This window comes from Jannaschia halovivens (genome assembly GCF_046452375.1).
Classification (GTDB): domain Bacteria; phylum Pseudomonadota; class Alphaproteobacteria; order Rhodobacterales; family Rhodobacteraceae; genus Jannaschia; species Jannaschia halovivens.
The window spans coordinates 1459932-1472857 of record NZ_JBKFDJ010000001.1 but is presented as its reverse complement, the minus strand read 5'-3'; the positions used below and the strand labels follow the sequence as shown (position 1 = coordinate 1472857).

General features: G+C 68.5%; 19 protein-coding genes. 15 read left to right on the top strand and 4 right to left on the bottom strand.

Annotated elements, in window-relative coordinates; genetic code table 11:
- Positions 1-41: 41 nt before the first annotated feature.
- Positions 42-1052 carry a GlxA family transcriptional regulator gene (locus ACK8OR_RS07520; RefSeq protein ID WP_410188792.1) on the bottom strand — a complete coding sequence of 337 codons (1011 nt, stop codon included), beginning with the start codon at positions 1050-1052 and terminating at the stop codon, positions 42-44.
- A 143-nt stretch (positions 1053-1195) separates the two neighbouring features.
- On the opposite strand from ACK8OR_RS07520, the gene ACK8OR_RS07515 reads away from it, so the two are divergent.
- From ACK8OR_RS07515 to ACK8OR_RS07485, 7 genes are read left to right on the top strand one after another with little or no spacing between them, the layout of a single operon-like run.
- A complete protein-coding gene (locus tag ACK8OR_RS07515; protein ID WP_410188791.1) occupies positions 1196-2278 on the top strand; it encodes a class I SAM-dependent methyltransferase in 1083 nt (360 codons plus the stop codon).
- 25 nt (positions 2279-2303) lie between these two features.
- Positions 2304-2540 carry a DUF1127 domain-containing protein gene (locus ACK8OR_RS07510; RefSeq protein WP_410188790.1) on the top strand — a complete coding sequence of 79 codons (237 nt, stop codon included), beginning with the start codon at positions 2304-2306 and terminating at the stop codon, positions 2538-2540.
- Positions 2537-3748, top strand: coding sequence for a flavin-containing monooxygenase (locus tag ACK8OR_RS07505; protein WP_410188789.1), 1212 nt, complete (start codon positions 2537-2539; stop codon positions 3746-3748). The genes ACK8OR_RS07510 and ACK8OR_RS07505 overlap by 4 nt, the downstream gene beginning before the upstream one ends.
- A gap of 22 nt (positions 3749-3770) precedes the next feature.
- Positions 3771-4313: a hypothetical protein gene (locus ACK8OR_RS07500; protein ID WP_410188788.1), complete on the top strand. Its 543-nt coding sequence runs from the start codon at positions 3771-3773 to the stop codon at positions 4311-4313.
- A gap of 60 nt (positions 4314-4373) precedes the next feature.
- The gene (locus ACK8OR_RS07495; protein ID WP_410188787.1) at positions 4374-5087 is read left to right on the top strand and encodes a class I SAM-dependent methyltransferase; all 714 of its coding nucleotides are present in this window, start codon (positions 4374-4376) and stop codon (positions 5085-5087) included.
- Positions 5084-5473, top strand: a complete 390-nt coding sequence (locus ACK8OR_RS07490) for a hypothetical protein (RefSeq protein WP_410188786.1) — start codon at positions 5084-5086, stop codon at positions 5471-5473. Before ACK8OR_RS07495 ends, ACK8OR_RS07490 begins: the two co-directional genes overlap by 4 nt.
- A 27-nt stretch (positions 5474-5500) precedes the next feature.
- Complete coding sequence (locus tag ACK8OR_RS07485; RefSeq protein WP_410188785.1) at positions 5501-5896, top strand: RidA family protein; 396 nt, start codon at positions 5501-5503, stop codon at positions 5894-5896.
- Positions 5897-6085: 189 nt separating this feature from the next.
- Here the strand turns inward: ACK8OR_RS07485 and ACK8OR_RS07480 are convergent, their stop codons facing one another.
- Entirely contained in the window at positions 6086-6679 is a 594-nt protein-coding gene (locus ACK8OR_RS07480; RefSeq protein ID WP_410188784.1) for a TetR/AcrR family transcriptional regulator, read from the bottom strand.
- Positions 6679-7338 (bottom strand): hypothetical protein, encoded by a 660-nt coding sequence (locus ACK8OR_RS07475; RefSeq protein WP_410188783.1) that lies wholly within the window; start codon positions 7336-7338, stop codon positions 6679-6681. Before ACK8OR_RS07475 ends, ACK8OR_RS07480 begins: the two co-directional genes overlap by 1 nt.
- Before the next feature lie 112 nt (positions 7339-7450).
- Between ACK8OR_RS07475 and ACK8OR_RS07470 the strand changes: the two genes are divergently transcribed.
- The 3 genes from ACK8OR_RS07470 to ACK8OR_RS07460 are packed head-to-tail and all read left to right on the top strand — an operon-like array spanning position 7451 to position 9386.
- Positions 7451-8419 carry an alpha/beta fold hydrolase gene (locus ACK8OR_RS07470; protein WP_410188782.1) on the top strand — a complete coding sequence of 323 codons (969 nt, stop codon included), beginning with the start codon at positions 7451-7453 and terminating at the stop codon, positions 8417-8419.
- A 3-nt stretch (positions 8420-8422) separates the two neighbouring features.
- Positions 8423-8881 (top strand): SRPBCC family protein, encoded by a 459-nt coding sequence (locus tag ACK8OR_RS07465; protein ID WP_410188781.1) that lies wholly within the window; start codon positions 8423-8425, stop codon positions 8879-8881.
- Positions 8882-8939: 58 nt separating this feature from the next.
- Positions 8940-9386 carry an SRPBCC family protein gene (locus ACK8OR_RS07460; protein ID WP_410188780.1) on the top strand — a complete coding sequence of 149 codons (447 nt, stop codon included), beginning with the start codon at positions 8940-8942 and terminating at the stop codon, positions 9384-9386.
- Positions 9387-9504: 118 nt separating this feature from the next.
- Here ACK8OR_RS07460 and ACK8OR_RS07455 read toward each other — a convergent pair whose 3' ends face one another.
- The gene (locus ACK8OR_RS07455; protein WP_410188779.1) at positions 9505-10419 is read right to left on the bottom strand and encodes a LysR substrate-binding domain-containing protein; all 915 of its coding nucleotides are present in this window, start codon (positions 10417-10419) and stop codon (positions 9505-9507) included.
- Between the two features lie 77 nt (positions 10420-10496).
- On the opposite strand from ACK8OR_RS07455, the gene ACK8OR_RS07450 reads away from it, so the two are divergent.
- The 5 genes from ACK8OR_RS07450 to ACK8OR_RS07430 are packed head-to-tail and all read left to right on the top strand — an operon-like array spanning position 10497 to position 12871.
- The gene (locus ACK8OR_RS07450) at positions 10497-10694 is read left to right on the top strand and encodes a tautomerase family protein (protein ID WP_410188778.1); all 198 of its coding nucleotides are present in this window, start codon (positions 10497-10499) and stop codon (positions 10692-10694) included.
- Between the two features lie 3 nt (positions 10695-10697).
- Positions 10698-11219, top strand: coding sequence for an SRPBCC family protein (locus ACK8OR_RS07445; RefSeq protein WP_410188777.1), 522 nt, complete (start codon positions 10698-10700; stop codon positions 11217-11219).
- A 49-nt stretch (positions 11220-11268) separates the two neighbouring features.
- A complete protein-coding gene (locus tag ACK8OR_RS07440; protein ID WP_410188776.1) occupies positions 11269-11916 on the top strand; it encodes an SRPBCC family protein in 648 nt (215 codons plus the stop codon).
- A 56-nt stretch (positions 11917-11972) separates the two neighbouring features.
- A complete protein-coding gene (locus ACK8OR_RS07435; RefSeq protein WP_410188775.1) occupies positions 11973-12488 on the top strand; it encodes a YceI family protein in 516 nt (171 codons plus the stop codon).
- Positions 12485-12871: a GFA family protein gene (locus ACK8OR_RS07430; protein ID WP_410188774.1), complete on the top strand. Its 387-nt coding sequence runs from the start codon at positions 12485-12487 to the stop codon at positions 12869-12871. Before ACK8OR_RS07435 ends, ACK8OR_RS07430 begins: the two co-directional genes overlap by 4 nt.
- The last annotated feature ends 55 nt before the right edge of the window (positions 12872-12926 follow it).

Below are 12926 nucleotides of genomic sequence, written 5' to 3'. Positions count from 1 at the left end.
CTCGGAGCCGCCCACCCGAAACCGGGCGCGACGAGACTGGTTCAGGTCCGGATCGGAGCGAGGGCCTGCCACTTCCTGCGATAGGCGGAGGCCGAGACGCCGACGCGTTTGCGGAACGCGGCGCGGAAGCTGGACGGTTCCGAGTATCCGACCTCGGCCGAGATGTCCTCGACGGCCATCGCCGTCGTCTCGAGCAGTTGCTTGGCCTCTTCGACGCGCAGCGTCCGGATATAGTCCGTCGGTGCCTGCCCCGTGGCCTTCTTGAAGCGTCGCAGGAAGCCGCGCTCGGTCATCTGCGCGTGCTCCGCCATGGCAGCGACGGGGCTCGGCGCATCGTAGTTCCGGGCCGCCCAGACCTGCACGTCGGCGATCAGCTGATCGTCATGGCTTCGCCCCGTCGTCAGCGACGCATAGGTCAGCTGTCCCTCGCTATGCGGGTCGATCAGGTAGAGCTTCGCGATCCTCCGCGCCTCGTCCGTTCCCGCGTAGCGCGCGATGAGGTAGAGCATCAGGTCCGCCCAGGCCGAGACACCCCCGGCGGTCACGACGCGATGGCCCTCGCCCGCGGGGACGAGAATGCGTTCGCGGCAGACCTTCACGTCCGGAAAGGCTCGCCCGAGCATGTCGGCATAGCCCCAATGCGTCGTGGCCTCCTTGCCGTCGAGCAACCCGGCGGCACCCAGCAGGACCGCCCCCGAACAGACGGAGGTCACGATCGCGCCGCGCGCATGGGCCGCCGCGATCCAGTCCGCCATCCGCCGATACGCGTCGGGGAAGCCTCCGTTCGGATCGAAATGCATGTCCGGAACGATGACGAGATCGGCTTCGGGCCCCTCGTCCAGCATCGCGTCGGGCGTGATCTTGCGTCCGTTCACGTCCCAATAGGGCGCCCCGTCTGCCGTCCGCAGGCTGACGTCGAAGACCGGCACCTGAGCCGGCAGGCCGTGCAACATCTCCCAGTCCCGTCCGACGGAGGCCAGCACGTCGAGGATGCAGAACAGCACCGAGGTGCCCGCAAGGGGTGATCCGATCACGGTCGTTTTGATGCTCATACCACGTTCTTTTCCCGAAACTGCGTCCGATTATCACCGTTCCGCTCCTGCTGCCTTCTAACGCTATGGCGCGGCGTGGTCCATCACCTGCCGCAGAAGAGCGGCGGATCGCGCCGCATTCCCAACGACGACAGGAGCGACAGATGACCTATCAGACCCAGACGTTCGACTTCGACGATGCCAAGGCCGCGGCCTTCGCGAACCGCTTCGTCGGCACGTTGAACGAGGCGGCCCTCGCCATCATGACATCCCTCGGACACCGCGCCGGGCTCTTCGACGCGCTGGCGTCCAATCCCGGTCTCGGTTCCGAGGGGCTGGCCGACCGCGCCGGCGTGACGGAGCGCTACCTGCGCGAGTGGCTGGGCGTCATGGTGACCGCGGGCGTCGTCGAGTACGACCCGCGGGACGGCACCTACACGCTGCCGCCGGAACACGGCGCCGTCCTGACCCGCGCGGCGAGCCCCGAGAACATGGCCGTCACGACCCAGTTCATCGGGGTCGCGGCATCGGTGGAAAACGAGATGCTGGACCGGTTCCGCAACGGCGGCGGGCTCTGCTACCACCATTTCGACCGCTTCCACGAGGTGATGGCCGAAGACAGCGCACAGCTGGTCGTGGCCAACCTGACCCGAGCGATCCTGCCCATCATGCCCGGCCTGATCGATCGGCTGGAGGTCGGCATCGACGTGGCCGATTTTGGCTGCGGGGCGGGGCGGGCGATGATGGCACTGGCCCGCGCCTATCCCAACAGCCGGTTCCACGGCTACGACCTTTGCGAGGACGCGTTCGCGTCGACCCTTGAGGAGGCCCGCGCGGACGGGCTCGGCAACCTGCGTCTGGAGGCGCGCGACCTGTCCTCGGGCGAGCCGCTTGGCCCGTTCGATCTGATCTGCGCCTTCGACGCGGTCCACGACCAAGCCGATCCCAAGGGCTTCCTGCGGATCGTGAAACCATCGCTGCGCCCCGACGGCGTGTTCCTGATGCAGGATATCGGCGGGTCGCGCGATCTCGAGAAGAACATCGCCAACCCCTTCGCGCCGCTCCTCTACATGATTTCGAGCATGCATTGCACGCCGATCTCCATCGGGCAGGGCGGACCGGGGCTGGGCGCGATGTGGGGCGTCGAGACCGCGCAGGAATACCTGGTCGAGACCGGCTTCGCATCCGTCGCGCTGCACCGCCTGCCCCACGATCCCCTGAACGCCTACATGGTCGCCCGTCCCTGAGCCGGCCGCGACACGGAGACATGCCATGACATTCATCTCATACGCCGGCGGCGCGCCTCGCCCGCATCGGCTGGCGCCGATGCGCGCCATCCGGGGCTGGTTCGCAGCGGAACGGCAGGGGCGGCGCGCGCACCATGCACACCAGGAACTTGCCCGGCTTCCCGACCACCTGCTCCGCGACATCGGCCTCGAACGGCTCACGACCGGACACGCACCCGACGCCATGCCGTTCGGCGGCTCAACTCTGAAGGACCGGCAATGACGTATATCGACCCAGACACGACGATCGTGATCGGGGCGGGGCTTTCGGGCCTCGCCATCGCGAGGGCGCTCGCCGCTCGCGGCCTGCCCGTCACCGTATTGGAAGCGGGTGACGATGTCGCCGGTCCCTGGCGGTCGCGACACCCCGCGCTTCGGCTCAACATCCATCGGAAGTTCGCCGGCCTGCCCGGTCAGGCGGCACCGAGGGATGACGGCGTCTTCCTGCGCCGCGATACCGTCATCCGGCATATCGAGCGATACGCCGCCGGATTGGCCGCACCGATCCAGTTCGGCACCACGGTGCGGCAGATCGCACGCGCGACGGACGGGTGGCGGTTGGTCACCGGAACCGGCGTCCAGCACGCCGCGAATGTCGTGATCGCCACCGGGCGCGACAGCGTGCCTTCAGTCCCGGATTGGCCGGGCCAGGCGGATTTCGCAGGGGAGCTGATCCACGCATCCGCGCTGGGCGACGTCTCCCGCTTCGACGGCAAGCGCGTGCTCGTCGTGGGTGCAGGCAACTCGGGAACGGATGCGCTGAACCACCTGTCGCGCGCCCGACCGGCGGAGGTCATGGTGTCTTTGCGACACGGCCCAGCCGTGGTGCCGCAGCGCATCCTCGGCTACCCGCTGCACGGCCTGGCGCGTGTCTTCGCGGCGTTGCCCACCTGGATCCTCGATCCCGCGTTCCGATTGACCGAACGGCTCTTTCTGGGGGACCTGCGCCGCTACGGCATGTCGCGCCACCCGGACGGCGGTGGAACGCGCCTGCTTCGCGACGGGATCACCTTCGCCATCGATGACGGCTTCGTCGACGCCTTGCGCCGGAGACGGTTCCGCGTCGTGCCGCGTGTGGAAGCGTTCGATGGGGACCGGGTCATCCTGGCCGACGGATCGACCTGCACGCCCGACGTCGTGATCGCGGCCACCGGCTATCGGACGGGCCTCGAACCGCTTCTGGACCATCTCGGCGTGCTGGACGATCGCGGCCTGCCGCGCCGACCGATGGGCGAGAGCGATCCGGACAACCCCGGGCTCTGGTTCACGGGATTCCGGCCGATCTTCACGGGCTTTTTCGACGCTGCCGGCATCTCGGCGGACCGGATCGCCACGTCGATCGCGGCGCGTTCCGCCATCGCCGGGACCCGCGCATCCGAGACCCGCGCCGCCATCCGATCCACCACCCTCGCGGGCGCCCGCCCGCACTGACCCCTCCAGAAAGGAACACCCGATGAAACTCCACGACCTCATTCTTGCCGCCGCGGTGGCCTCCGTGCCGCTCGATTCCCATGCCGACCCGCTCGCGGCCTTCGACGTCGCCGAGGATCTCTCGCGCTTCATCCATGCCGGCGCTCCCGTCTTTGAGGACGGGATGCCGGCCTACGGCAATGCCTTCGTCACGCAGGGCTATATCTATCCGGCCGGAACGCTGGACGGCGATGTCGAGGGCACGCTCGCGAGTGGCGACCCGGCCTTTCCCGATCTCGTCATCGGCGAATGGACCTGCGACGGCTATTTCATCGCCGACGGCATGCGGACCGAGACCGGGGCCATGGTCATCACGCGGCAGGTCTATCGCTTCGACAGCGGCGACCTGCTGATCAGCCACGGCGGCGAACTGGCCGATCCCGGCGTGTCCGTCACGCGCGCCGTGACGGGCGGCACCGGCGAGTACGCGGCGGCCCCGGCCGAGATCGAACAGGTCCTTCTGGGGATGAGCGAGGGCTACGGCGTGCGCTTGCAGATCGAACTGGGCCGCGACGGCAGGTCCTGAACGCGGCTGGACCGGTCCTCGGACGTCCGAGGGCCGGTCCGCACCGGACGGAGGAACGCCATGACGACCGACGACCGGAGTTCACGCGAGGATGCGTTGGGTCGCCTCGCGATGTATCGCGAGCTCCAACGGGCGGTGCCGGGGCTCGAAACGATCTATCGCCTCGGCGCGGCCCTGGTCGCGGGTGGGCCGTCGCCGGCGCCCCGCGTCCTCGTCGTCGGCGCGGGCGGAGGGCGGGAGATCGAGACGATCCGTACCGCCGTCCCGGATGCCGCGATGACCGCGGTCGATCCGTCGCCGGACAACCTCGCACTGGCGCGGCGGATCGCGGGCGACGTGGACAAAATCCAGTTCGTCGAAGGCCGCGTGGAGGAGCTGGAGACGGACGCGTCCTTCGACGTCGCGACCTCGTTTCTCGTGATGCACCATCTTCCCGACGACGGCGCGAAGCTCGCCTACCTGGCCGCCATCCGGGACCGGTTGGCCGCCGGTGGCAGTCTCCTCCATGCCGACATCTGCGTCGAGGACGCGACCGCGTTCGAGACGCTGGTGCCGCTCTGCGAGGCCCATGCCCGCCACATCGGCGCGCGGGCCGAGGCGGTCCAGTTGGAGCTGCGCACCGTCCCGACCCTGCCGGTGGTGTCGCCGGATCGCATGGGATCCCTCTTTGTACAGGCGGGCCTGACCCCGCCTCAGGAGGTGTTCCGTTCACTCTGGTATCGCTGCTGGATCAGCGGTCGGCCACTCGACATCTCGAAAGAGCAGGCCGCATGACCGCCGATCGTCTGCAATTCGCCCTCGCGGCCATCTTCCTGCTTCTCGGTGGCTGGTGTCTGATGGCGCCCGCCATGGTGATCCGGCTGACGTTCCGGCCCGACCTCGCGGATGCGACCGACCAGGCACGGTTCCTGATGGGATGCTTCGGCGCGCAGGCCGTGCTCACCGGAATGCTGATCCTGATCGCCCGTTTCACGCCAACGACGTTCCTCGTCTTCGGCCTGGTCGGCTCGATCCCCTTTTTCGTGTTCGACTATTGGTTCGTCTTCGTCGAACCGGTGCTGAACGAATGGATGCTGCTCGATCTCGCCGGGAATCTCGGAATCCTGATCGCTGGGATCTGGGGATGGAGGCTGAGCACGGCCGGGCGGCCATCTCGCTGAGCGACAACAATCGAAAGGCACGGAACCATGCACGCACCCATCGACCCGGAGGGCATATGCGCCCCGACCAGCCACTATCATCACGCCCTCTTCGTCGAGCCGGGAGCGGCATGGATGATGCTATCGGGCCAGATGGGTCAAAGGCGGGACGGGAGCTGTCCCGAACGCATGACCGAGCAGTCCGAACTGGCGTGGCAGAACGTCCTCGCCATCCTCTCGGAACGAGGTCTAGGCATCGAGAACGTGGTCAAGGTGACGAGCTACATCGTCGGCGAGGAGAACATCGACGACTATGTCGAGGTGCACGGGAGGGTCGTCGGCGTGCACCGGCCGCCATGGACGCTGGTCGTCGTCCCGGCCCTGGGCAGACCGCAGTTCAAGGTCGAGGTGGACGTGACCGCGGCTGGGCCGGCTTCGCGGTAACGCGACCCTCCGCCCGGCGTCCGGCAAACTCCGGCCGTGTGAGGGAGAACAAGATCCTCGACGTGCCCAGGCATGTTCGATCTGGTCCGTAAGACGGTCGAGGGATGACGGACGGCCTAGCTCACGGCGCCATGGTTGCAGACTTTCTCTCCGGGTGCCGTAGTCTTCAATCCGAAGACCCCGCCGGTTCTAGGCGCGCCATCCATCCACCGTCGAAACCGCCTGCGCGATGAAGCCGCGTGCGGCGGTCACGTTGCCCACAGACCGATTCATCACGTTCGCGCCCATCACGACGCCGAGGATGAATTGACCCGCATCCTCCGGATCGAGGTCGGCACGCGCGTGCCCTTGGGCCTGAGCCCGCCGGATGAGGGCGGCGACCTCCTCCCGCAGGGTCTCGAAATGCGCTGTGACTTGCGCCTTGAGCAGCTCGCTCTCCCGAACCGCGCCCTCGATGCTGCTATTGACCATCAGGCAGCCGAAGTGGCGACAGCTGCCCTCGGCTGGCGTCACGATGCCGACGAGCATCTCGGTGAGCGCGTCGAGGTCGTCGCGTGCGCGCATCGGGCCCAGGACGTATTCCTCCGCCTCGGCGCGATAGGCGCCCATCGCGGCATGCATCAAACCTTCTTTGCCACCGAACGCGGTGCGGATCGCGAAGCGGCCCAGCTTGGTCTCCTCCTCGATGGCCCGGATGCCCAGACCTTCGTAGCCTTCGCGCCAAAAGGCGGCCTTCACGCGGTCAAGCGCCTCGGCCTCGTCGTATCCCTTAGGTCTCGCCATCAAAGCGCCTCCACGAGTTCCGCCAGCCGCGCCGCCACGTCCGGCCCGGCCACCGCGCCGCCATGGGCCGGCAACAATTGGGTCGGCTGATCGGCTGCGATGCGGGCCAGCGCCCAGGCCTTATAGACCGCCGGATCGCCGACGCACATCGTGGCGAAGGCACCGCGCGGCCTGGTCGTCTGAGCGGGCGGGTCGTCCGGGGCCGCGGGCGTGGCGAAGGCGTCGCAGACGGCCCAGGTGACACCATCGCCCTCGGCCCGCAGCCACGCCTCGCCCGCTTTCACGCCGGGCGCCTCAAGGACCGACAGGCCCGGCGCGAGGGCCGGCAGGTCTGCGAGCGGTGCGATCGCCAGACCGGTGCGTGCCTCCAGTCGCGGGATCGCCGCCGCGGGGGCGTGGATTGCCGCATCCGGAAAGGCGTCCGACCACGCCTGCAGTCCGAGGTGATGGAAGTGCGACGGGGCGAGGAACGCGCGCACCTCCCGGCCATCCGCGCAGGCCGCGATGGCGTCGGGATCGGCGTCGATGGGCGAGTACACCAGCCAGCCGCCGGCGCCCAACGCCGCGGCGCACATCCGCGCGGCGCCCTTGCGGGCCGTCAGCAGGCCCGGCGCGCCGGGGACAGGCGAAAGGGCTTCGAGCGGTTTTGTGCGGGCCATGGCGAGAACTTCCGAGAAACGAGTTGACGGGCAATTCCCGACATGCGTAGTGATATAGCACTACGACCGAAGCGATACACCCCTCGCGCACGGAACGCCACAGGAGACTGACATGACCATTCGAGCCACGCTTGCCGCGTCCGCGGCGGCGATCACCCTCGCCTTGCCGCTCGCCGGCCACGCGGATCCCCGCGACGAGCACCGCGCGACGCTCGCCGCCGCGACCCTCGGGGGGCATGAGATCGCCTATCTCGACGTCGGCGCGCCCTCCGATCCGGCGGTGCTGCTGCTGCACGGCATCCCGACCTCGTCCTACCTCTTCCGCGAGGTCGCCCCCCTGCTGGCCGCGCGCGGCTACCGCGTCGTGGCGCCTGACATGCTGGGCTTCGGCGCCTCTGCCAGGCCCGAGGACGCGGTAGCCTATTCGACCGAGGCGCGCGCGGACCGCATGGTCGCGCTGCTCGACGAACTGGGCATCGAGGACGCCGCGCTGGTGCTTCACGACGTGGGCGGCCTTACCGGATGGCAGATCGTGGCAGATGCGCCGGAGCGCCTGTCGGCGGTCGTCGCGACCAACACGATGGCGGGCCTCGCGGGGGTCACGCCCGCGCCGCTGGTCATGGGCATCATGGGCGGGCAGACAACGCCGAAGGACGCCTTCGCCCAGCTTGCCTCCGACCCGCAGGCCGCGCGCGAGATGGCACGGATGTGGCTCGACCAGGGTTGGTGGGGCGAGGGCACGGCGCCCGAGGCGGACGTCGCCGTCTACGGCGCCGACATCGCAGGCGCGCAGGCCGCCTACACGGCCTTCTTCGGTCAGGCCGTGCCCGCCTTCATGAGCGGCGAGGCGGCGCGCAACGCGGCGCTGGCGGCCTATGATGGGCCGACCGGGATCATCTTCGGCGAGCGCGACGGCTATTTCGACCCAGACGTCGTGATCCCGGACCTCGCGGCCCGGCTTGGCGTGGACGACGCCGACATCACCCGCATCCCCGAGGCCGGCCATTACCTGCAGGCGCAGGAGCCCGCCGCCTATGTCGACGCCCTCGCCACCTTCCTCGACCGCAACCTGGAGAACTGAGACATGACCAAGGTCAGCACCACACGGACCATCAACGCCCCCGCCGACGCCGTCTGGGCCAGTCTCGACGACTATGGCGACATCGCCGACTGGAACGACAACCTCGCCGCCTCGCGGATCATGCCCGGCAGCGCCCCGACGGGTCTGGGCGCCAAGCGCCAGTGCGATCTGAAGGCCGATGGCAGCCAGTACCTGCGCGAGACGATCACCGAATATGTGCCGGGGCGCAGGCTGGGCCTGAAGATCGACGACACGACCATGCCGATGAAGGGCGCGACCTGTCTCTTCGAGGTGCGGCCCAAGGGGCCGCACAAGACCGAACTTGTGTTCACGATGGACTTCAAGCCGCCCATGGGCCCGATCGGGGTGCTGATGCTGCCGATGATGAAGCCCATGCTGCGCGGCAAGATGGCCAAGGCCCTCGAAGGCAACGCGCGCCACGTTGAACGCGCCGCCGCCTGATCCGTCCGGCCCGCCCGAACGGGCGGGCCGTCCAATCTCAGAACAAGGAAAAGATGCCATGACCAAGACAGCGTCCTCCGTCACCTTCGCCACGCTCCTCGGGGCTCCGCTCGACGCCGCCCGCGATGCCGTCCACGACCCCGCCTGGAGCAAGTGGATCCCGTTCCTCAAGTCCGACACCTGCCATGGCGACACCGCGGGATCGGCGCGGGTCTGCGTCATGGCGCATCCCGACCCCGCGATGGACGGCTACGAGTTGCAGGAGACCATCGTCGAGAACGATCGCGAGCGCGGGCGGTTCGCATATACGATCGCCAACCCGCCGTTCCCGGTCGAGAACCTGGGTGGCACCGTGACCACCGAGCAGACCGATGACGGCGTTCTCGCGACCTGGACGGCCACGTTCGAGGCCGACGCCGAGACGTTGGAGATGGTACGGCCGATGATGCTGCAATCCTACCGCGCGGCCCTGGCGGGTCTCGATGCCCACGCGGCGGCGGCCTGATCCTCGCCGTGGGCGGCGGTCGTGACGCCGCCGCCCTTCCCATATCTGAACGCTCCCGGACCGATCCCAGCCACGGCGGCGTCACGGGTCGCGACGGCGATCAGGCCCACCCTTTGGATCAAACCGCTCGGCGTGCCTCGATCTCCGCGAACGCCTCCACCAGCGCCCGCATGACGATCTTCACGCGGGGCACGTCGCGCAGCTCCTCATGGGTCAGAACCCAGGCGCCGGCATCCCCGGCATCCCCGATCCGCACGAGGTCCGACAACTCGGCATGGGCGGCCACGTAGGCGTCGGGCAAGACTGCCGCAGCCATTCCCGTCGCGGCAAGCCGGGCCTGCGCCATCATGCTGTCGACCCGTGCGACGATGCGGCCTTCGGGATCGCGGGCGGCGATGGCGGCGTCAATCGTCGTCAGGCCCATCGGCAGGTTCCACGACAGCCATGGCAGGGCGAGGGCCCGCTCCGCCAGCGCGACGGGCGCGTAGAATCCGAGGGTCAGTCGCCCCAGCCGCCGCCCGACCAGCCCTTCATGCGGGGCCTCCGCGATACGGATGGCGACGTCGGTCTCGCGCCGCTCGAAGCTGAGATACGAGTTCGTCGGGCGCAGGTCGAAGACCAGACCGGGATGCGCGGCGGACAGGCGCGCGAGGTCCGCGGCCACGAGGTCCAGCGCGAAATCCGTGCCGGACAGCTTGACCACACCTGCCACGTCGACCCGACCCTCCGCCCCGAGCGCGCTGTTGAGCCCGGTCTCGGTGACACGCGCGAGCTCGACGAGATCCTGCGCCGTCCGGGTCAGGACGACGCCGCCCTTGATGCGTTCCACCAGCTTGCGATCCAACAGGTCCTCCAACCGCCGCAGGCGCCGGGTCACGGTCGTGGGATCGGTGCGCAACTGCTCCGCCGCCCGCGGGACGACGCCCCACTCGGCCAGCGCCAGCAGCAGCTTCAGGTCGTCCCAATCCAGGCGGTCGCTCGGGCGCATCCCCGAAAACTGCACCAATGCAGGCACCTCTGCAATCTCTTGCATTGAGGCTGCCCGGCGGGAGCACGATCTTCGCAACACACGGAAGACAACGACCCACCTTCCCTAGAGGAGCGATCACCATGCCGACAATCCGCGTCACCGTCCCCAAGAACGCCTGGACCAAAGGCGAGAAGGCCGACATCGTCACCACGCTGACCGACGGGCTGAATACCGTCGCCGGGCAGTCCGGCAAGGGCGACATCAAGCAATACATCAACGTGCACATCGAGGAGACGTCCGAGGGCGGCTACGCGATGGGCGGAACCGTGGTGGGCTGAGCCATGGAACTGACCATCAGCCGCACCATCGATGCTCCCCTCGACAAAGTCTGGGAGATCGTCGGACCGAACTACACATCGGCCGGCGACTGGGCCAGCAGCGTCTATGTTTCCGGCGCCCGCGAGGGCACGCCCAAGGTCGTTGGCGCCCCGGCGGCGGGGCGGGTTTGCGAGACGTCGCTCGGCCCCTTCACCGAGACGATCGAAGCCTACGATCCCGCCCGCCACGTCGTGTCCTATTCGGCCACCGGCGCGAAGATGCCGGGCTTCATGAAGGGCCTGCGCAACACCTGGACGCTGACGCCCCAGGGCGGCGGTACCAAGGCCAGCATGACCCTGCGCGCCGACATCGCCTTTCCCATGAACCTCCTCATGGGGCCGATGATGAAGATGCAGTTCAGGAAGGCGCTGACCGAGACCATCGACGACCTGAAGGTCTACGCCGAGACGGGTCGCCCGTCCGCCAGCAAGATCAAGGCCGACGCCTCGAAGAAGGGCATCGCCGCCCGCCGCGCGATGGCCTGATCCCCGATCCGGTCCCGCCGGGGCCGGGTTCCAACCAAGGAGAGACCCCATGAAACCGATCCTCGCGATCGCCCTGTCGGCGTGCCTGATGACGCCCGCAATGGCCCAGCAAATGCCCACGATCGAAGCCGAACGCACCGCCGCCTTCGGCTCGGCGCCCGAGTTCATGATGGAGGGCGCGGTCACCGAATACGACTACGGCTCCGGATATCTCGGCGCCTATATAGACGCCCCCCTGCAATCGGTGCAGGTGCTGCATTTCCCCTCCACGCCCGAGGAAGTCTGGCCCTGGGTCCATACCGGCAACGCCGATTGGTCCGTGCAGATCGAGACACTGGAATGGGATCATTCCGCATCCGAGACGCCGGGCGCGCTGGGCATGGGGTCGGTCCGACGCTGCGACTTCGTGGGTGGGGCGGGCACGGCCTACGAGCGCGTCTTCGCGGTCGAGGAGAACCGGATGTTCGCCTACGACCTCGACATGGAGCGCTCGACGGTCCCGCTGCCGATCAAGGACTTCTTCGTGATCTGGACGCTGGAGGACAAGGGCGCCGACGGCACCCTGGTCGTGGCCCGCATCTACTACGACGAGGCGCAGGACATGGGCGGACAGGCCGCCGCGGCGGTCGAGGGCGCGCTGGCCAACGATCTCCGCAACTTCGCGAACGTCCACGGCGGCACCTACGTCGAGATGTGATCCCACGCGGGGGCGGCGCCGGTCGCCCCCGTCCCTCATACGGACAGGTTTCCAAGATGCGCATCCTGACAGTCGCGATCAGCCTCGCGAGCCTTACCTTTCCGGGTTCTGCCTTCGAGGTCCTGCACGACCGCTCGACCCTCGGCTTCGAGGTGGGGATGGGGGATCGGCAACTCGCGGGAGAGTTCTCGGATTGGCGCGCCGAGGTTGACCTCGAGGAGGGGGACATCCGCGTGACCGTCGGTCTGGCCTCCGCCACGCTCGGCGATCCCCTTCTCGACGCGGTGATGCACGCGCCGGCATGGCTAGCCTCAGGCGATCACGGGCAAGCCGTCTTCGCCTCTCATGATGTGGAGGCAAAGGCGCCGGGTCGCCATCGCGCCGATGGGACGCTTTCCTTCAAGGGCGCGACGATCCCCATGACCGTCCTGATCGACGCGGCGACGCCGCCGCCCGGCACCCGCTATGCCGTCACCGCCACGCTCGACCGGATCGAGGCCGGTGCCGGCCCGGACGGTTCCCCCGTGGATCGGACGGTCACGATCATCGGCCAGATCGAGGTTCGCCGATGACCACCCTGTTCCAACGCGACCGTCTCACCGGTGGCTGCCTGTGCGGCGCCGTCCGCTTCGCCATTCCGGCACCCCGCGCCTTCGACGTCTGTCACTGCTCCGATTGCCGCCGCTGGCACGGCGGCCCGGCGATCGGGATCGACCTGACGGTGGTCGAAACCCTGTCGGGCGACGAGGTCGTGCGCTGGTATGACGGCGGCCAGGGCGCAGAGCGGGGGTTTTGCGGCACCTGCGGCAGCAGCCTGTTCTACCGCCGGACCGGTAACGACGGCCGCCGCTCGATCTATCACGGCGCGCTCGATGCACCGCCGACGAGCATTCCGCTCGGGCATCAGCACTTCCTCGACCGCAAGCCGGAGACCTACGCGATCGTCCGCGGGTGACGGGGGCGATCGCCTCTACTCCTCTTCCGTGACGACCGACCGGAACTGGATCCCC